A 19,435-nucleotide genomic window follows, 5' to 3' on the forward strand; every position below is an offset into this window, starting at 1 on the left:
TTAAGCCTCCGCTCTGTAAGAATTAATGACCGCTTTGAGTGAGTCCGGCGTTAAATTGCCATAAACATTTTCGCCGATTTTTATGGCAGGGGCTATATCACAGGCACCAAAGCAATTGGAACGTTCTAAAGTAAAGAGTCCATCTTCTGTTGTTTCCCCCGGCTTAATTGCTAACTCTTTTTCTAACATCAGTTCAACGCCTTCAGAACCTGACACATGACAGGGACCGCTCTTACAAACTTCAATGAGATTTTTTCCTCTGGGCTTGGTACTAAACATCCCGTAGAAGGTCATAACTCCGTACACCTTGTTCATAGGCATGTCAAGGGCCTGTGCAACATATTCCACCCATTCCTCGGGTAAATAATTTTTTCCCGAAAGCATTTGTAGTTCGAGCAGAATTTGAATAAGGTTTTCTTTAGCGTATCGAAACTTTTCCAAAACCTCGTCGACTATTTTCATTTGTAATACCCCTTTGTTTTTTTCTGCACATAAACAATAGATATTAGTTTGCTATAGTTCCATTAGTTTCGTTACTAATAGTTCTATTATCCGAAACACGTTTCCACTATGTAAAACAAATATTAACTTATAGTGATAAGAATAACAAGTACTTTTGCCAAAGTTCTAATTTGATTATTATTCACACTTTACTTTTTGTTCTGATTAATAATCTGATCTGAAGTCTCTGAAATTTGCTAAAGCTGAACATCGGGGCTTCGGTGACGAAAGTGTCCTGTGGACACTTTCGCCAAAGCCCTAATGCAATTGAACCCTTCCCCGGCAAACTTGAAGGCACTCCGAACATCCCCGAAGCGCTTTTGAGAAACAACGCATTTTATGAAACCTGTTATCCTGAAATGCTTTTGCCGGACATGCGTCAATACACAGTGAGCAGTTGTCACAGGACTCATTGATTAAACTTAAGTTCTCTGCAGTACTGACTTGCAGCGGTGCATTTGTAAAAATCGCAGCAAATAAAAGTCTTGAACCATACTTAGGGTTTGTGACCAGTCCGTTTTTCCCCCAGTTTCCCAGTCCCGCCGCGATTGCCAAAGGGCGAAAATCCCCGAATAGCGAGAGCGGGGTTTTAAGGTCTGCAGAATATCCTTCACTGCGTAAAACCTGAGCAATATCCCTCAACAGTTTCCAGCTTGTCCATACTTCTTCCCCAAACCTTTTCGTGATGTAAAAGGGATGATTTAAAATCCATTGATCCGAGAAGGGAAAACCAATCACCATAACAGGCTCTTGCTGCCTTATTTTCGTATAGCCAACGGCTAACGCTCCTTGCTGCAATAATTGATTTGTAAGGTGATCCTGGAGATCAGCGCTATTTTCCATTATATACGTCCCTTTCATATGATCTATAAGCAATTTTATCCAATCGTAAGACTTCCACTTCTACAAGAGGGAGCGTTTCCCATACCTGCTTCGGTGGGGATAGAGTCCTTCCAGACCATAGTTTAACTTTCCACAAAATAGCCAAACCATTCAATATAATCAACCATCCTGTCACCCACGGAGCCTAAATCAGCATTAATTAAGTCAAATTTATAAAATTTCTTTTTATGGTTTCTTACTTAATAAATTCGATAAGCTCTAGGAATGAGAGGAAAACCAATTACTTACTTGCTCAATGCACTCTAGACTTCCAGAAGAACCAATCAAAAAAGGTTTCAGAATTCCTATCAAGGAACCCTGAAACCCATTTTGATCATTTCTATTAGACATTTCTATTAGACATTTCTTTAGAAACAAAGTCTGAGACTAAAAGATAATATGGTTTACTCGATCACTTCGATTCCTAACACCTTACACAACAATCTCATCTCTTCGGCTACATCTTCCCAAACGATACTATAGTGATGGGGAACACCTTCCTCAACAATCTTGTACAACATTTTCAAGACCGGCTCTTCCATAACGACATTGACCATGACTCCTTTGGTAACTCTTTGGGTAGGGATGGCTTCACCTTTAGTCAGGAAAAGTTTATACTCATTGCCGATCTTAGACATCCGGGCGATGGTAACCTTGCCGGGCTTGAGCGTCGTGTAGAAAGCAACTCCCTGTCCGGCTAACGGGTGATTACTGACAATGAAATCACTCTCCGGGTCTTTAAGAGACTTTCCTGCCTGGCCGCAGTGCCAGAAAAGGGCAGTATTGGCTTTTTCATCAATGGTGATCAGGTCGGACATAAAGACTGTTTTTCCGGTCAGGTATTTTTGAATGAGCATGGCAATGGTGGCATCCATATCACCTTCACAGCCAATGACAAATCCCTTGTCGGCAAAGCGGGCCATGGCCCCGCAGGGTGTGAACTTCAGATTGCCCATTTCAGGCCAGCATTTTAAAATCAGGGCGTTAAAGCCTTGTTGGCGGATAAATTCTTCCAGGGCCAAAACCAGCCTGCTGTGATTTTCCAGATGGCCATCAGGAAGATTCTGCACGTTTTCATGAGCTCTTATATTGTCCGCATCGGCCTGAACTTTTGCAGGGTCGGCTTTCTCTGCCAGATCAAAAATAACCTTGAGGTCAAATTCCTCCATCTTAATCCCGAATTTTTGACGAATTAGTGTTTCGTCAAAGGTTGAGCTGTAAAATGCTGTCGGCCGATAGCCCAAAAGGCCCAGAAAGGTGTATTTTAGTTTTTTGATAGTATCGTAGACTTTAAGATATTGGGTTACTTCCTTTTGCACCCTGCTGTCCGTATAGTCGCCATAGACGAAATGAGCTTTGTATCCCAGCCTGTGCAGAGCCGCGGCGTTCATCGTTGCCGATACAAGGCTGTTGGCCATAAGCCTGCCTCCGTCGAAGGACGGCTCATAGGGTGCCCAAATCATTACCGGAACCTTTAGCTCTTCAGCGATTAGAGAAGCAGCATTGTCGCCGGTAAAAGCCCCCAACAGGAGAATAACAAGGTCAACGGCTGCTTTTCTAAACGATATGATGACCTCTTCAACATCCTTCATATCAACGGCTAATTTGTCTGCTTTTACTATATTCATGGTTGGGAAATTGTCCGCCAGCCATGCAGAGTAGTCATGATGCCTCTTAGTAGGCAGCTCAGTCGGCCATCTCCCCGATACGGTTGTGATCAATCCCACATTTAGTTTTTTTTCTTCCATTATAAATTGCCTCCTCTTAACCCTAATAATCAATATAATTGATTCGGTTTAAGCTTAAGCCTTATTGGCAGAACCGGATAACTCGATAATATCTCTGATGACGCCTTCCAATTTCTTCTCAGCGAATTGGGAGATCTTCCAGGAGTGTCCTTGGTGATTCAAGGTTTCCAGGCCTTCTTTAAAATACTCGACATATTTATGGCGAATTAATGTCCCAAAGTTGATCTTGGCCACACCAATACGGATAGCCTCTTTGACGGCTTCATCCGGCATACCTGTACAGCCGTGGAGCACCAAAGGAATATCCGTAATTTCACGTACCTGGCGCAGAACGTCTAAGCGAATCAGTGGTTCACCTTTATAAAAGCCATGGGCATTACCGATACCAATTGCCAACATGTCGGGAGTGCAGCCTTCCACGAACTGCTTGACATCCTCAACCCTGGCAATGTTCTTATTCTCCAGGGTTTCACCCGTTTCGTCCAAGCGCACCAGCTCGCCGACTTCTGCTTCGATGGGGACTCCGAAAACCTGGCAAACCTTCATAACTTCATTGGTGTGCTTGATATTGTCCTCAATCGATTCAGCCGAACAATCCAGCATTATTGAGGTGAATCCGTATTGTAAAGCCTTAACACAGATGTCATAGCTGTCACCATGGTCCAGATGGATAGCTACAGGAACCGACACTTTCTTGGCCAGCCATTTGCAAACCTCAACAAACCAATCGTCACCCGAATATTTGCCGGTTGCCACGTAGTGAGCCAAAATAATCGGAGATCTCATCTCTTCGGCAGCATAACAAATGGAGCGTATAATGTCGTAATTTCCTCCTCCGGTATTAATGGCCGGAACGGCATAGCCTCTCTTTTGAGCATCTAAAATCATCTCTTTGCTTGTTACGAGCATATTATTAGCTTCCTTTCTCGTCTTGAGATTGCTCTTTGGTGAAATTATTAATGTAAAAATAATTGAGCTAACATAGCCAGACCGCTGATGAGAATAACGATCAGCCCGAATTTTTTTAGGGTCGGAAAATCGAGGCGTACGAAGAGCTTTTCACCGATCCAATAGCCCAGAAAAATCGCCAGGCAGGCAAACAAGACATTGAAATTGAGGTAGTCCAAGTGAAACGTTTGCGCAAAATAAGACATACTTAAGGTTACGATGTTTGAAAGCAGGAACAAACGTGCCAGACTGGCCCTCACAAGTTCCTTGTCTTCACTCAGTGCTATCATGCATAAAACCATCGGCGGTCCGCCCAGGCCGGTTGTGGCAGTCAGGAAACCGCTTATGAAACCAAGCACAGCCTTGAACAGCCCTTGACGGCGGATTTTAAGCCCGGCACTCTTTGTCATGAGAATGGAACTTAAAATAAGAACTATGCCAACAAAGCCTTTTAAAACACTCTCACTAATAACTTTCATGACATACAGGCCGGGAAGTATCCCTACGATGCTGGCCACAAAGGCAACGATGAGCTGACGAAACCTTGCTTTCCCGACGGTTCGGCAAATCATAATCACGTTGATCAATGTTGAGGTCACCAACGTGAACATTACGACTTCTTTAGTGCCTAAAACCAGGGTAAGCAAGGGTGTCGCCAATAAAGCATAGCCAAACCCGGTCAAGGTCTGTAAAAGGCTGGCCAGCAAAACAACCAGAACTATATATAATGTCGTCAACGTTAACATCCTGGATCATCTCCTTCATATCGCCCTGAACGCTCATGCTTTTTATCATAACCCAGGACCCCAGGAAAGTCAGGATGCTGCTCCCTGCCCTCTACGAATTTCTTTGGTAACGTTGAGCCATTTCCTCTAAACTTACTGCTTCCACCTTTGCGGAAGAACCGACTGAACCGAATTCGACAATGAGTGTCCCAACGACTTCCTGCACTCCTTGTTTTATCCGCTTAAAGATATCCAAGACCTGGGGATCAGTGGTTTGACCGGTAATAAAGCTATCCATAATGGGAACCAAATAACCCCGGGGATCAAACTGCTCCGGCTTTTGATTCATGAGCTCCGCTATAGCTTTTAGAGCCGGATTTTCGGCGGCAGAGTTATTTCCCGCCAAATACTCTCGTATATTTCGGGTGACTGCCAGCCGAAGGTCGGTGTCAATATTGATCTTGCCGATTCCGGCTTTAATAACGGACTTCAGTTCCTCCATGGGGATGCCGTTGGCACCCTTGATTGTTCCGCCCAATTGATTAATTTTCTCGACAATATACCGGGGTACCAGTGATGAACCATGAGAGACAAGAACGCCAAAGATTCCTTCATGCTTGAGATTCTCTGTAACCGCGATGACAATTTCCTTGCGTAATTGGACGTTTTCCCCTTTAACGGCGCCATGTTTGGTGCCGTAAGAAATGGCCAAGCAATCTACGCCGGTCTTTTTGCAAAACTCGACGGCTTTGAGGGGATTAGTATAGGTTGATTGGTCGGAAAAAACGTCATCCTCCACTCCGGAGAGTACCCCCAGTTCACCTTCCACCGTAATTCCCCGCTCATGGGCATATTGGACAACCTCGCGGGTCAGCTCGACATTCTCAGCAAACGGAAGATGGGAACCGTCAATCATCACCGACGTAAAGCCTCCATCAATGGCCGCTTTAACGGAAGCAAAATCTTTGCCGTGATCCAGATGAAGTACAACCGGTATAGGAGAATCCTGACTGAGCTTTTTTACGGCCTCGCCAATAAGCCGGGCACCTCTCTGTTTGTCTTCCAGGGTTCCCTTTAAAAAATCGGCGTTTCCGCCCATAAAAGCATTAGCCAGGTCTGCCCCCTGCAGAATGGCAGCTGACCTGAACATTTCGTGCGCTGCAATGACAGCTTCGGCCTGGATAACACTGTTGACATTAAAAGCTCCCTGGGCAAAACCGTACCTTTGAGTTGCTGCCAATAAGGGCCGGAGGGGTATAAGTGGCATACTAAAACGCTCCTTCCTGCATACCCAGATGAACACTGGCCGTTTTAAAGGCTCTGGGCAAAGCTAAGATGTTCGGAGTCTTGCCGACGTACTTTTCCGCATCCTTTAAAGCCTCTGCAAAGGTCGCTCTGGTCTTCATGCCCATACTTCTGGCATAACCCGGTTCATAGGCTCCCACAATATAGATAGCCGAACAATGTTTTTCGGCAATATGGCCGCAGGAAATCATGGAAAAGGTATGATAGGGATGATAGCCGAAATTAAAACGATATTTGGCGATATAGTCTTCATCCCGGGCCAGGTATTCACCGTACTTTTCCAGGTCAGGCAGGACATTGTGATAATCTTTCTGGAAAAGGTCATAAACTCTTCGATAAGCGGGAAATTCGTCATCATGAAAATAACCGTTGCAAATCGAGGAACAAATAACGACGCAATTGTCGCTTAAGACTCTTTTATGCCTGATAATCTGGGCCGATACGGCCTGCATCATCAGAATCGGATTGGTGCCCATACCGTTGCCATAGTGGAAATTCTGCGGCATACCGAACACCATGACATCATATTTTTTCGTGGCCCAGGGCACATAGGTTCTTTGATCGGCAATTTCCCAGGACAGGGGCTGAATCTCTTTGGCATAACCGGCAAAAACCGCAATCTGTCTTTGCGCTGTATCCAGCACGGCGTCACAGGCAAAAAATTTCTTGCCCATGCATTTTTCCATGTGCTGGCCAATCGAATCAAACTTTCTGCGCATCAGGCTATGGCTGTTAACAGGCGTGAAATCGTCCCGATGCATGACATGAGGCACATGGTGGGAAGCAATGGATTTCCAGTGGGTTATGCCTGTGGCGCAGTGCTTATAGCCTCCGGAATAGCCGCCATAGGGATTGCCCAAAACATGGCCGATCAGTACAGCCAGATCGGCTTCATAAACTATTTTGTTCATTATCACCGGGTTCCCCATCTCATCGCAGCCGAGGTCTACTAAATTGTCCCAGTCCTCGCTGTCGTGGTTGGTTATTTGATGAGACCACCAGTAATCATTAAATAATTTATCGCCTAAGATCGTCTTGATTTCTTCCTTCGTCATTTTGCGGTGGAGTCCATTGCTGCAGACCAAGTGAATATCCTTCTTTTCCACTCCCGCTTTCAGACATTCTTCGATGATGATTGCCGTAGACACTTTGCGATGAGAGTTCTCCTGAAATCCGCCTTTTACTCTGTCCGGGAAAACAATCACAACCTTGGAACCTTTCCTGACCTGTTCACTGATCGGCTTAAGACCAATGGGGTTAAGTATGGCTTCGCGGGTGCTTTCCACGATATTTTCCAGAGCAGGAGGATCGGCAACAGTCTCTCCCGGAACAAAGACATCCGTATTATCCGGCAGTTCTGCTTCCATCAGTCCTTCACCATATTCAAACGCTAGCTTTTTCATCCTTCCTTATACCTCCAATTGATTAGTAAACTAAAGACAGCTCTCAAGGTTAGGCCATATATTTAGCAATAATTTTTGCTAAATCCTCTGGGTAAAATCCGATTTCACCGCTAAACTGAGTTAAGGCTACCAGCCCTCCGCTGACTGCTTCCACCTTGCCTATGGCTCCGGCGTTGTCCTCTTTCAGTCCTCCCCCATAGACAACACTTATCTCCCTGCCCAACAGTTCTAAAGCAACTTCCTTTATATAGGAAGCAACAAACGCGATATATTCTGGTCCGGGGGGAGTTTTGCCGGGCCCAATAGCCCAGATTGGTTCATAACCGATAACGACCTGACGATTTGTGCTCTCAGCCGGAACTGACTTTAGTTCTTCTTCCAGCTGCCGGCGCAATACTTGTTTCACTCGGACTTTTTGTTCTTCCCACTCACCCTGTCCTCTTTCTGCGGCTGTTTCTCCAACACACAAGAGGACATCCAACCCGGCTTTTAAGGCGCATAGAACTTCCTGGTTAATGAGGGAATAAACAGCCTCTTTGGCCTTTTTGTTCTTGATCTCATCTGTCATGATTTCGGAATCATAACGGGTCATAATCTCTAACTTATCTTTAATTTCTTCCGAATGACCGATAATCGCCCAAGTACAGCCCATCGTTTTGGCAGCGGCGGCAGGTCTGTTCGTGGTGAAAGCTCCAAAATTGCCGCCTTTCTGGATATCGACCCGGAAAACTCCCTGACATCCCAGTTTAATAGTCTCCCGCTCCTCTGCCGGATAGGTCAACAGTTTCTCATCAGCGCTGAGGATCAGCCCTTCCTGCAGCAGGTAGATGATCTCAATATCTTTAAGTTTTCCCAAACCTTGTTCAACGCTTTTAGCCATGATCCACTGAACCCATTCCTTGGGGCCGTCTTTACTCGCGACTCCGCCTAAAGACCTTGGCACCTCAAAGCGTTTTAAATTCACAAATATCTTAGCCATCAGCCTAACCTCCAAAATGTTATTGTCTTATTGTCAGCCTAAGCGAAATTCCCCTTTTGACCTGAGATCTGTAAACTCCGGCAAGGGATTACCGATCAGCGGCCTGCAATAATTAAGAAATTCTTGGGTAACACCGTTCCCTTGGGCATTGATATAGGAAGCAGGCATTTTTTTCTCAAGTAACATTACGTCCTGAATGGGTATAAGGACAGGCTCACATTGATAGGGAAGGCCGGCGAGCCGTTTGAAGCCAACCATCTTGCCGCTTTCTCCCTTAAGTACTGCCTGGACTGAATAGGCTCCGGCCATGATGGCTTCATCCCGGTCTGTTGACGACTGGTAAGGCATTGAGGCCCTCCCCAGCAAGCCGGGCTTTTCACTTCTGGCCTTGATGCCTAACTCTTTCAGCACCAGCATGGCCAGATGAGAGCCAACATCACCGAAATAGACGTCCCTGCCCCTGGTCAGTAAGGGCGGAACAATAGAATTTCCTGTCCCATCCTGCAATCCCTCACTAGCAACAACCACCACTCCGCCGAAACGTTCATGTAAGCTCTTCACATCCTGAAGGAATTCCTCAGGTTTAAAAGCTCGTTCAGGCAAATAGATGAGGTGGGGTGGATCATCCGGTTCTTTTTGCGCCAGGGCTGAGGCAGCAGCAATCCAGCCGGCATTTCTGCCCATGGCTTCGATGATACTGACATGAATAGGCATGGCTTTAACATCTTCAGCCACCTCTGCTGTCGCTGAGGCGATAAAGCGGGCAGCACTGCCGAAACCTGGAGAGTGATCTGTAATAGCAATATCGTTATCCACCGTTTTAGGAATTCCTAAGACTCTGATATCCTCCGGCTTCGCCAGTTCGTAAATTTTCCCGCAGGTATCCATGGAACCATTGCCCCCGTTAAATAACAGGTATTTAACCTTTAACTCTTTGAGGATCTGGATTATGCGTTCATAATCCTCTCCAGACAGCTTTTTCCTGGATGTTCCAATCGCAGAAGCCGGTGTGTTGAGAAGACGCTGAATATCTGCGGAGGGCACCCGGCTGAAATCAATTAATTGCTTTTGAACTATTCCTTCCACTCCGCTGACTGCCCCATAAACTCCAGAGATCTCCGGATGCTTTTGGGCTTCAGTGATGGCTCCGTATAAGGAGGCATTAATAACTGCTGTCGGCCCCCCTCCATGAACAATCAACAGATTCCCTTGATGAATTTCGGACAAATCGGCCACCTCCTTAGTTTAAAAAGGCTATCCTTTTAATTTGGCAAACATCTTTTCCTTATAGGCCTCTACTCCCGGCTGGTTAAAAGGGTTGACCCCCAAGAGCGATGCGGAAAGATAACAAGCATACTCAAAGAAATAAAGCAGCTGCCCCATGTAGTAAGGGGTTAATTCAGGAACATTGACGATGAAACAGGGAACCCCGCCGTCCACATGAGCCTGTACTGTTGCTTCATAAGCGTTTTTGTTGAGGTAAGCAAAATCCAGGTTATTAAGATAATTAAAACCGTCAATGTCTGTATCTTCAACGGGAATCCTAAAGGTTTCTCCTTGATCCTCAAGATTAATAAAGGTCTCCAGCAGTAACCTCTGACCTTCCTGGATGTATTGCCCCAAGGAATGGAGATCTTCAGTAAACGAACAGGATGTGGGATAAAGTCCTTTGCCCTCCTTGCCTTCGGTCTCTCCAAAGAGCTGTACCCACCATTTAGCAAAATAAGCCAAGGCAGGCTCGAAATGAGCCAGAATTTCAAGCCGGTAACCTTTGGCCAGGAGAATATTTCTGATGACTGCATAAATTACGGCGTCATTCTTCTCCGGGCTTTGCGAATGAATCACCTGTTTGATATCCTTAGCACCCCTTAACAGCTCATGTATCTCAACCCCTGCGATAGCGATAGGCAAGAGTCCGACTGCCGAAAGGACGGAATACCTACCTCCCACATCGAGGGGAAAGGGCATAAGGGTATAGCCTTTCTTTTTTCCCAGCTCTTCAAGGCTGCTGCCATTGAGTGAGCCAGTCGCAATAATCCTTTGTGCCGCTTCTTCTCTGCCGTACCTTTCTTCCAGATACTGCCTGAGAACCCTAAAGGTGATGCCCGGTTCCAGGGTGGCAAAATTTTTGGCGATAATATTGACATAGACTGATTTTCCGGCGAGTTTAGCCATGATCGTTTGCAGATACCGGGGAGATAAATTATTGCCGACATATAAAATTTCAATTTGCTGATCACCCAATGATTTAATGACAGCCCGTGCTCCTTGATTAGATCCGCCTACCCCAATCAGGACAAATATGTCCCCTCGTTCCCGAATCTCTCGAGCCTTTTTTTCAATACTCTCCAGCAAACGATCATTTGCCAGACTAGTTAGATCAACCCAGCCGAGGTCATTGCTGTTATCGTGATCAGGAGCGAGAACCGTTCTAAGCAACTCGTGATGGCGAATTAGAACGTCATTAATTTCCTGATCGCTGACAAAAGGAACTGTATTTACATAATCCAATTTTATCGTCATTGTTAGCTCTCCTTACTCTAATCGCAGTGACCCGGCGGAAAACAGCGAATGATTCTCAGGTTTCCCTCACCTCTGGACTCCCACACCACAGGGCCGAGTGCTGCCGGCAAAAACAGTTCATCGCCCTGGCCGATGGCCATGATCCCACCGGACCAAATCAGATCGCCCTGTCCGGAAACCACAATCACTACTGAAAAGCTGAATAAGCGGGAGGTGGCAAAACAGCCCCAAATCTCCAGTTCATCCATGGAAAAATAAGAGATATCTTTCCCGGATATGACACTTCTGCGCATTCCGCCGTCTTTGCGCTCAATAATTTGGGGTTTACGGTAGTATTTTTCCAGGACTTGCTCTCGCGTGTAAGGTTCATAGTGAAAACATTCCAGCATTTTCGGAAATCCTGCCCCCTGATGACATTGATAATCGGACATCACTCTTCCTTCGGGCGATACTTTCTCGACTCTCATGGTAAAGTCGGTAGGTTCTTGTATTTCAATCAAAAAACAGCCCGAACCAATTGCATGGGGAACCCCGCTTTCTACCAAAAACACGTCCCCCTCTTGGACCGGAAAGTGATGAAGGGAGTCAACCATGCCTTGGATGTCTTGTCTAAAAAATAGCTCCGACCAGGTTTCTTGGGTTACGCCTGGTTTGAAACCAAGGAGAACATAGGGGTCCTGCCCATTGACCCTTCTCCCTCCCAGGACATACCATGCTTCCGTTTTGCCAAACCCCGACCCAAAAACCCTTTGGGCATAATCACGGTCTGGATGAACTTGAAGCAAGAGCCGTGTATAAGAATCCAGTAGTTTTACCAAGATGGCCATATTGCTGCCGAACTTCCTAATGTGGGGCTGACCCAAAAATTCAAGGGGATGAGCAGCAAGCAGGGTTTTAAGAAATTCCGCGTCTGAGTTCGGATTATCCAGCCGGCTCAGCCCTGCAAAGGAATCACTTGTTTCACTTTGGGCCTGAACAATCGATGCAGCCCACTCTTCTGCAGCGAATCCATCTTGAGGATTATCCTTGTGCTGCCACTGATCTAAAAGCATCCCACCTTTAAAGGGGCGCTTGACACGGTTTGGTTTTAGCTTAAGCGGTTTTAAGCAGATCTCCTTCTCCACAAGTTCACCTCCTTCGCCTGGACTGAAGTCCTGGCGTTTTCCTTCGCAAAATAGGGCCAAGCGTGTTAAACTAATAGATGCTACCAGAGAATTCAAAAGATCGCTAAACTTTAAAAATTTCAGCGGAGGAATCCCAACTATGATTGTCCTCTTATTGTTGCTGACTTTGGCTTCCATCGCACTCTTTATCATAAAAGCCAGAAATTCTTCTGCCTATTGGATGGCGTTCGTTCTTCTCGGTTGGTCTTTAAGTATGTCAGGGTTTGTTCTATTTATCTCAAAATACGGAGGTTTTTACTACCGGGTTAATACCATCTTGTTTTTCAACGATGCTATCCGCATAGCTCTGCTGACATCGCCCATCTCCCTGGATGCCATAAGCCGGATGATCACTGCCGGCCGCTCCTTGTTTGTCTTTAGTTTGATCGGATTTTCCCTGAACCTCTACCACAAGCATCTCGGGAAAGGTCTATGGAAGATACAGGCCATTAACTTCCTCTTCTCCCTTACTCAGCTTCTTTTCTATGATCCCATAATTTATCGCAGGGCACTTGAGGTCCTCAATGAAAGGCAGACTTACATTGTCAGTTTGCTGACCAGAACCTGGTTTGTTATATCTGTGATCCTTGCTTTATCCCTTCTGCTTTGGGAATATAAGTTTCTCGCTATTCCTTGGATCAAGCGCCAACGGAAATTTATTCTTATGGGCCTTTTGGCCCTCGTCGTTTTCTATTCTTACCTTGGCTTCATGGGGCCTCTCCAAGTCACTGATGTACGTACCTACTACTTTCTCTACTCTGATTTTTACAATTTCAATCCGCCCATTACCTTGCCGGAGTGGTATATTGGCATAGGATTTACTGGCTTTGCCTCTGTCGTTAGTTTCTATGCTGTCTGGAAATACGCTGAAGTGGAGAGACAATTGGGGCAAGCCGATATGCAATTAGAACGCAAACTTAAAACAGCAAACATTGGCGTACGCGTTTTCACCCATGCTATCAAGAATCAATTGCTTAGTATTCAGCTAATTCTTAATCAAACTTCTAAGCTCTTGACGCCGGAAGATGAGGCAGAGTCCAAAGATGCCTTAGTGGCGCAGAACTTAGCTAAAACTTTAGAGATCGTCAATCATACTCTTTCCCGGCTTGATACCCTCTACAGCTCCTTTAAAACAACGCAGCTTCATCTGAAAGCAATAGTGTTAAGTGAGCTGATGAACAATATTGTCCAGCGCTTAGAGGTTCCTAATAATATTCAATTTGAACAGCAGACACTTTCAAGCAGCATCTTAGCAGATCAATTGCACCTTTCCGAAGCCCTTTATAATATTTTATGCAACGCCTTTGAAGCTATCGGAACAGAAGAACAGGGGCAGGTGCATGTTACAACCTGTTCGGATTTCAACTGGCTGATTATTCAAATTCAAGATAATGGCCCCGGCATTCCCAGGGACAAACTGGACAGTATTTTTGATCCGTTCTATACCAGCAAAAACACAAACCGCAACTGGGGAGTCGGACTATCTTATGCCAAACAGGTTATTGACGGTCATTTTGGCCATATCCATGTAGAAAGTCATACGGATGGGCCGAACAAAGGAACTTCCTTTTATGTCTATTTGCCAATTTACAACCTAACGTTAAATTCTAAAGGAGAATAATCGTCATCAACTGTCTAATAGGAGGAGCATGATTTCCATGGAAAACGAGATGCTGGAAAAAACCATTGGTCTAATTGTAGCCGATGATCTTGCGATTTTACGCGATCACTTCTGCAGTATTATCAATGGTGAAAAAGATATGAAAGTACTCGCTCAAGCCTCCAGCGGCAAACAAGCGGTTCAGCTCGCGTCAGAGTTAAAACCTGACTTGATGCTCATGGATATAGAGATGGATATGCGCCATGATGGCATTTTTGCCGCCCAGGAAATATTGGCCGCCAACCCGGAAATACGCATTGTCTTCCTAACGATTCATGAAGATGATGATACGGTTTTCAATGCCTTCGAGGTCGGGGCCGTAGACTACATTCTCAAAACTATTGACAGTTCGGAACTGGTTGCCGGCATTCGAGCGGCATACCGCCGCAATTCTCCGATCCGTCCGGAAATAGCCTCCAAAATACGAAATGAATTTTCTCGCATCCGCCGCAATGAGTCGAGAATCTTTGATGCTATGTCTATTGTCTCCAGCCTGACGCCTTCGGAAAAAGCAATCATCACCCTACTTTTGCAAGGAAAAAAGCCGGCAGAGATTACAGCCATTCGTAACGTTGAATTAACAACTATAAAGTCTCAGATTAATGTCATCCTCAAGAAGTTTAATAAAAATCGAACGAAGGAAATTGTCAAAATGATTAAGGATATGAATATCGCTCATCTTTTTTATCGTTAGAACTTAAACGATTTAGCGACAAGGGCTAGGGGTTATCCACCTAGCCCTTGTTTTTATTTATGCCATTACTTTTTCAGGGCTTGGGCCATAGGGGCCGGAGCTAAATATTGATCTGGATCGACATAGGTCTTAACCTTACCGGTCTCTATAAACAGGTTCTCTAAGTTGCCCAACCACTTCTTGATAGTTCCATCCGTCAGATTACTGTTTAATTTACTGGATTCTATCCAATTTGTCGTTTTTACCTGTACTTTAAGGGAATCTTCAGGGACCTGCGTGAATTTAGAAGTTAATTGGACAGCCTCATCGAGATGGCTTATCCGATAATCATTAGCTTGGCTCCAAGCCTTCATGAAACGATTGACAGCTTCGGGGTTTTTCTCTAAAAATGATGGTCTGACTACCCACATTTGCGGAAAAACATGATCTGGTTCAAAGGTAGCGTCGTTGGCTAATTTTACAATATTATCGGTGCCTACTTGTTTTTCGATCTCGTTTGTATAGGGGACCCAGGTTGCCACGGCGTCAACTTTGTTAGCCACAAAGGCGGCAACTGATCCGGCTACATCCATATTTACTAAATTTACATCACTGGGTTTCAAGGATACCTTTTTCAAAGCTAAATCAAGGATCATCTCTGCTGAGCTTCCCTTGGTAACGGCTATGTTTTTACCTTTAAGATCACTTAAGGTCTTAATTCCCGATTTCTTGGTTGCCCAGACCACATCCCCTTCGTTGGTGCTGTCGACGGTTAAAACTTTACCTTGACCTTGTACGACAAGAGGAAAAGCGCCTGGTCCAATATAAGCTATATCCAGATTTCCCGAGGCCATGGCTTGAAATTCCTGAGGTCCGGTAAGGAATTTCAGCGGATTGACTTGAAGTCCGGCATTTTTAAAATAGCCTTTCTGGTCGCCAATAACGATAGGAGCGGCACCGTGAAGGTCCGGCAGATAACCGACATTTATTTTCATGACTGTTGCATTTGTTCCGGAGGAATCCTGAGATTTGGACGGAACGGACGATTGGTTACTGCAAGCGCTTAAAATGAGCGAAAGTACTAACAAGACCACACCCGAAAACACCAGTCTGGTTTTTTTCAACATTAGTAAACCTCCTCAAATTCCCGATATTTCTCTCATAATCTCTTTTTCTATCGTTACTCTAAAGGTTTTAAAAATCTTACTGCAATTCATACCGAATAGAATACAGTTATTGAATTGATTAATTTGACGTATTCAATTGTATTTTTAATTTACTTCTTAACTTCCAGATATTCCCGATAAACCTTAGACCAAATTTCATTTTTGATCTCCACGAATTCGGAGCTTAGTTTTGTAGCTTGATCTCGCGGATAAGGAATATCTACCGGGATAATTTCTTTTACTCGTCCGGGCCGTGCGCTCATAATGATAACCCTTTGAGCGAGAATTACAGCCTCCTCCACATCATGGGTAATAAAGAAACAGGTCCTTTTTTCCGTCTGCCAGGTTTGCAGCAGCTCCTCCTGTAATTGGGAACGTGTCTGAGCATCAACGGCTCCGAAAGGTTCATCCATCAGAAGAACCTCCGGCTCAACGGCATAGGCCCTGGCTATGGCTACCCGCTGTCTCATCCCGCCTGAAAGTTCTTTGGGATAGGCGTGGGCAAAATCCTTCAGTCCTACTAGTTCAAGATACCTTTCAGCTTTCTCTTGCCGTTCTTGCTTGCCCAAACCTTTAAGTTTCAAGCCAAACTCGACATTTTTGAGGACAGTCTTCCAAGGAAATAAAGCATATTGTTGAAAGACGACTCCTCGTTCCCTGCCCGGACCGTTTATCGGTTTCCCGTCAACTAAGACACTGCCCTCTGTCTGTTTCTCGAGTCCGGCAATAATGTTTAGCAACGTAGTTTTACCACAGCCGCTGGGGCCGACAACACAGACAAATTCATTATCCGCAATATCTAAGTTAACATCCTGCAAAGCAACCAGTTGACCTGTCCTGGCCTGATATATTTTCGAAAGGTTTTTGATCTCAATTCGATTGTTAACGATGTTTTCCCTTAATTTTTCCTGACTTCCTGCCATCCCGTTAGCTTCCTTTCCAAAAATAAGACCCCTCTGTCCAAGACAAAGCCGATAATACCAATTAATACTATGCCTAAAAGAACCAGATCCATACGGAAATAAATACTTGCCTCTTCAATCATATCGCCTAAGCCCGCTGAAGCCCCGGTCAATTCTGCGGCTACCAACGTCGTTAAAGCACTGGCTAGTCCCAGCCTTACTCCGACTAAGATATAGGGAAATGATGCAGGTACTACAACTTCAAAGAATATATCTTTATCAGTCGCGCCTAAAACTTTAGCCGCTTTGATTAGGGTCGGATCTACATTGCGAACTCCTTGATAAATAGTAATAACCATTACCAGAAAAGATGCTACGAAAATAACGGTAACCTTCGCTCCCTCTCCCACACCAAAGGCAACAATTACCAAAGGAATGAGGGCGATGGGAGGAATCGTTCGAAAAAATTGAATCCAGGGCTCGACGATATTGCGGAACAGGCCGTACCAGCCCATTAGAAAAGCAACTGGAATAGCGGCAACTAATCCCAGGGCAAAGCCGCATAAAACCCGGAAAAGACTGATGGATATATTTGAATAAAGACTGCCGCTTTGTAATTCTGAAACAAACGCTTGGGCAACTTTCCCCGGGCCAACCAAAACAGCCCCAACCTGCGGAAAAGAAGAGATTCCTGCCCAGAATAGAATGCCAACAATAAAGGATATGACTGTCATAACCCGGGCATCAATTTTATCCCAAAACTTAACCCCTTCTTGACCGCTGTTTCCCGCATTCCTTCTTTTTGACACCGACTGATTCACTGCCACGTATTGCTCACCTCCTTTCCATCCTTGACTATTCATCCTGTTTGATGAAAACGCGCTTACCAAATCAGGAATCCCTCATTTACCTCAAGGATATCTCTAAACAATCAGAAAATACAGTATGATCTTTTTTCATACTTTTAGAGAACGACCATCTAAAAGTTCATACAGATCGTCTATAACTTGAAAAAAATTATAAGTTTTCAATGGTCCTTATTAAGGCGAATATATCGAACTCACGTCATGCTTATTTAAAACCTAAAATCCAAAAGGCTGCTATTTCTTCATTACAGAAAGTACCTAATTCATGAATTGACAAATCAGTAAGGTACCTTTATAATATAATTCATAAGGTACCTTACTAATTATTAATTGCTTCTGGAAAGTGAGGGTTAATTATGAATAACAATGATCTAGACTTATTTGATCAATTTGTCCGCCTTGAATGGCTGCTTCACCGCTATCATCAACACAACCACAGACACCATGGTCCTATGGGGGACTCTCATCGCGGCCAGGGTCGGGTACTGGCTCTGCTGAAGTTAAAGCCGGAAATTAGTCAGAAAGAGCTTTCCGATATCTTGGATATCCGCTCCCAATCTTTGGGGGAATTGCTGGCAAAATTAGAGCGCAGCGGTTTTATAACCCGGACCCCTTCCCAAACTGACCGCCGTGTTATGGAGGTACGTTTAACGGAAACAGGAAAAACGGTATCTGACCAGAATGAGCAGCAGAGAGATACTGAGTCCTTGTTTAGCTGTCTAAATCAAGAGGAGCAATCTGCTCTCAGCAATTATCTGAATCGTATTATTGATAACTTAGAACAACAATTCGGAAATATTGAACCAGGACCACATTGGCATGGACTTGAACATGGACATGGTGGGCATCCGCCTTTTGATGGCAGAGGTATTGGCCCTCATTGTGACCGGAGAGGCGGTCATCCGCCCTTCCATGGCAGACACTTTGCTCAGCATTTCGGCGGAGAAGGAGGTCGTTCTCCTTTTGATGGCAGGGAGTTTGGTCAAAATTCTAAGACCGAGGATAAACCAGATAGCTCAGATGGGAAATAGATTATAGTATAGAGACCCAATTCAGACTAATATCCCTTGAAAAGGTACTCTAACTGCAGCAAATCTACTGCTGTACAATGATAAGTTACTGATAAGTTTCGGCATGCAGCTCTTAAAAGAACAGCCCTCTACCTACATAATATAGGTCAGAGGGCTGTTTTATTAGGATTTTGGAAATTTTTACTTTATGATTCAGGCATTTAAATAGACTTTAAATAGTTTATGACACTTGATAGGAGCAACTTAAAATTCCAGTACAAAAACAAAAGGTACTAATTGCTTATAATCATTAGTACCTATCCCCATACAGATGTTTTAAGTTCATCGTCTTAAAGCTCTCAAACTATTTACTTTCAAGAATCTAAAGATTAGGCCAGTCTCTTTTTTAGGAGGAACATCAAGCCTGGTTTCCAAATCAGGTTCAATTACCTCCATTCGATAGGTATGCACTAAACTATCAGCATCCAGTCCCAGAAAACGTGCATAAGAACGCAAATAGCCTATTGTATATACTCCCCCAGGAAGGATTCCAAAGTTCCCTTCCTCTAACGCTTGCAAATACTTAGTTCGAATTTTAGTAATTTCTTCAACGTCTTTTAACTCTATTCCTTTTGCTTCTCGGGCCTTTCGTAATTGCAGGAAGACATTATCCATATCTAAACCTCCGGCGGCCTGGCAATCATGGCAGTGCTTTCCTGCTTTAGACCCATAGCTTTGCGTCATACCTTTTCAGATATTTTGCCCTTATTCAGAACATTTTTCGAGATAAGATAACATAAGTGAAGATTTTATGTATATTGGTAAAACGAAGTTACAGAATGTCGTATTTGCGAGAATCTTCTCGTGAAGTATTTTAACACATTTGTCAATAACTTTAAATACACTTTTGCTATATTTTTCTAAATTTTTTTCTATATTTTTTCTATATTTTTACTATATTTTTACTTAGGGATCAGCACA

At 44.4% G+C, this 19,435-nt stretch carries 18 protein-coding genes and 1 riboswitch; of the genes, 3 read left to right on the top strand and 15 right to left on the bottom strand.

What is annotated here, in order from left to right; all coding sequences use genetic code 11:
- The 11 genes from B5Y67_RS14070 to B5Y67_RS14120 form a co-directional block, all read right to left on the bottom strand.
- Positions 1-462, bottom strand: a complete 462-nt coding sequence (locus tag B5Y67_RS14070; protein ID WP_088227075.1) for an NAD(P)H-dependent oxidoreductase subunit E — start codon at positions 460-462, stop codon at positions 1-3.
- 297 nt (positions 463-759) lie between these two features.
- A complete protein-coding gene (locus B5Y67_RS14075; RefSeq protein ID WP_088227076.1) occupies positions 760-1,344 on the bottom strand; it encodes a 4Fe-4S ferredoxin in 585 nt (194 codons plus the stop codon).
- Between the two features lie 443 nt (positions 1,345-1,787).
- A complete protein-coding gene (locus B5Y67_RS14080) occupies positions 1,788-3,131 on the bottom strand; it encodes a fucose isomerase (RefSeq protein ID WP_242975975.1) in 1,344 nt (447 codons plus the stop codon).
- 54 nt (positions 3,132-3,185) lie between these two features.
- Entirely contained in the window at positions 3,186-4,040 is an 855-nt protein-coding gene (locus tag B5Y67_RS14085; RefSeq protein WP_088227077.1) for a class II fructose-bisphosphate aldolase, read from the bottom strand.
- A gap of 47 nt (positions 4,041-4,087) precedes the next feature.
- Complete coding sequence (locus tag B5Y67_RS14090; protein ID WP_088227078.1) at positions 4,088-4,825, bottom strand: sulfite exporter TauE/SafE family protein; 738 nt, start codon at positions 4,823-4,825, stop codon at positions 4,088-4,090.
- A 91-nt stretch (positions 4,826-4,916) separates the two neighbouring features.
- Positions 4,917-6,071 carry a class II fructose-bisphosphate aldolase gene (locus B5Y67_RS14095; protein ID WP_088227079.1) on the bottom strand — a complete coding sequence of 385 codons (1,155 nt, stop codon included), beginning with the start codon at positions 6,069-6,071 and terminating at the stop codon, positions 4,917-4,919.
- Position 6,072: 1 nt separating this feature from the next.
- Positions 6,073-7,512 carry a lactate racemase domain-containing protein gene (locus B5Y67_RS14100; protein WP_088227080.1) on the bottom strand — a complete coding sequence of 480 codons (1,440 nt, stop codon included), beginning with the start codon at positions 7,510-7,512 and terminating at the stop codon, positions 6,073-6,075.
- Positions 7,513-7,561: 49 nt separating this feature from the next.
- Positions 7,562-8,491 carry a triose-phosphate isomerase family protein gene (locus B5Y67_RS14105; protein ID WP_088227081.1) on the bottom strand — a complete coding sequence of 310 codons (930 nt, stop codon included), beginning with the start codon at positions 8,489-8,491 and terminating at the stop codon, positions 7,562-7,564.
- A gap of 33 nt (positions 8,492-8,524) precedes the next feature.
- Positions 8,525-9,718 carry a 6-phosphofructokinase gene (locus B5Y67_RS14110; protein ID WP_242975976.1) on the bottom strand — a complete coding sequence of 398 codons (1,194 nt, stop codon included), beginning with the start codon at positions 9,716-9,718 and terminating at the stop codon, positions 8,525-8,527.
- A gap of 27 nt (positions 9,719-9,745) precedes the next feature.
- On the bottom strand, positions 9,746-11,014 hold the full coding sequence (locus B5Y67_RS14115) for a glucose-6-phosphate isomerase (RefSeq protein WP_088227082.1): 1,269 nt from the start codon (positions 11,012-11,014) through the stop codon (positions 9,746-9,748).
- A gap of 17 nt (positions 11,015-11,031) precedes the next feature.
- Positions 11,032-12,138, bottom strand: coding sequence for a mannose-6-phosphate isomerase (locus tag B5Y67_RS14120; RefSeq protein WP_140419099.1), 1,107 nt, complete (start codon positions 12,136-12,138; stop codon positions 11,032-11,034).
- 139 nt (positions 12,139-12,277) lie between these two features.
- On the opposite strand from B5Y67_RS14120, the gene B5Y67_RS14125 reads away from it, so the two are divergent.
- Both B5Y67_RS14125 and B5Y67_RS14130 read left to right on the top strand, forming a co-directional pair.
- Entirely contained in the window at positions 12,278-13,798 is a 1,521-nt protein-coding gene (locus tag B5Y67_RS14125; RefSeq protein WP_088227084.1) for a sensor histidine kinase, read from the top strand.
- 37 nt (positions 13,799-13,835) lie between these two features.
- Positions 13,836-14,531, top strand: a complete 696-nt coding sequence (locus B5Y67_RS14130; RefSeq protein WP_170932696.1) for a response regulator transcription factor — start codon at positions 13,836-13,838, stop codon at positions 14,529-14,531.
- 65 nt (positions 14,532-14,596) lie between these two features.
- Here the strand turns inward: B5Y67_RS14130 and B5Y67_RS14135 are convergent, their stop codons facing one another.
- From B5Y67_RS14135 to B5Y67_RS14145, 3 genes are all read right to left on the bottom strand, one after another.
- Entirely contained in the window at positions 14,597-15,637 is a 1,041-nt protein-coding gene (locus B5Y67_RS14135) for an aliphatic sulfonate ABC transporter substrate-binding protein (protein WP_088227086.1), read from the bottom strand.
- 149 nt (positions 15,638-15,786) lie between these two features.
- Entirely contained in the window at positions 15,787-16,599 is an 813-nt protein-coding gene (locus tag B5Y67_RS14140; RefSeq protein ID WP_088227087.1) for an ABC transporter ATP-binding protein, read from the bottom strand.
- Positions 16,575-17,405, bottom strand: coding sequence for an ABC transporter permease (locus B5Y67_RS14145; protein ID WP_242975977.1), 831 nt, complete (start codon positions 17,403-17,405; stop codon positions 16,575-16,577). The genes B5Y67_RS14140 and B5Y67_RS14145 overlap by 25 nt, the downstream gene beginning before the upstream one ends.
- Before the next feature lie 395 nt (positions 17,406-17,800).
- On the opposite strand from B5Y67_RS14145, the gene B5Y67_RS14150 reads away from it, so the two are divergent.
- Positions 17,801-18,475, top strand: coding sequence for a MarR family transcriptional regulator (locus B5Y67_RS14150; RefSeq protein ID WP_088227088.1), 675 nt, complete (start codon positions 17,801-17,803; stop codon positions 18,473-18,475).
- Positions 18,476-18,796: 321 nt separating this feature from the next.
- On the opposite strand, the gene B5Y67_RS14155 is transcribed toward B5Y67_RS14150, so the two are convergent.
- Entirely contained in the window at positions 18,797-19,129 is a 333-nt protein-coding gene (locus B5Y67_RS14155) for a helix-turn-helix domain-containing protein (RefSeq protein WP_088227248.1), read from the bottom strand.
- Positions 19,130-19,138: 9 nt separating this feature from the next.
- Positions 19,139-19,228, bottom strand: a riboswitch (cyclic di-GMP riboswitch).
- Positions 19,229-19,435: the final 207 nt, after the last annotated feature.

It is taken from the genome of Desulfosporosinus sp. FKB, assembly GCF_002196705.1.
Classification (GTDB): Bacteria; Bacillota; Desulfitobacteriia; order Desulfitobacteriales; family Desulfitobacteriaceae; genus Desulfosporosinus.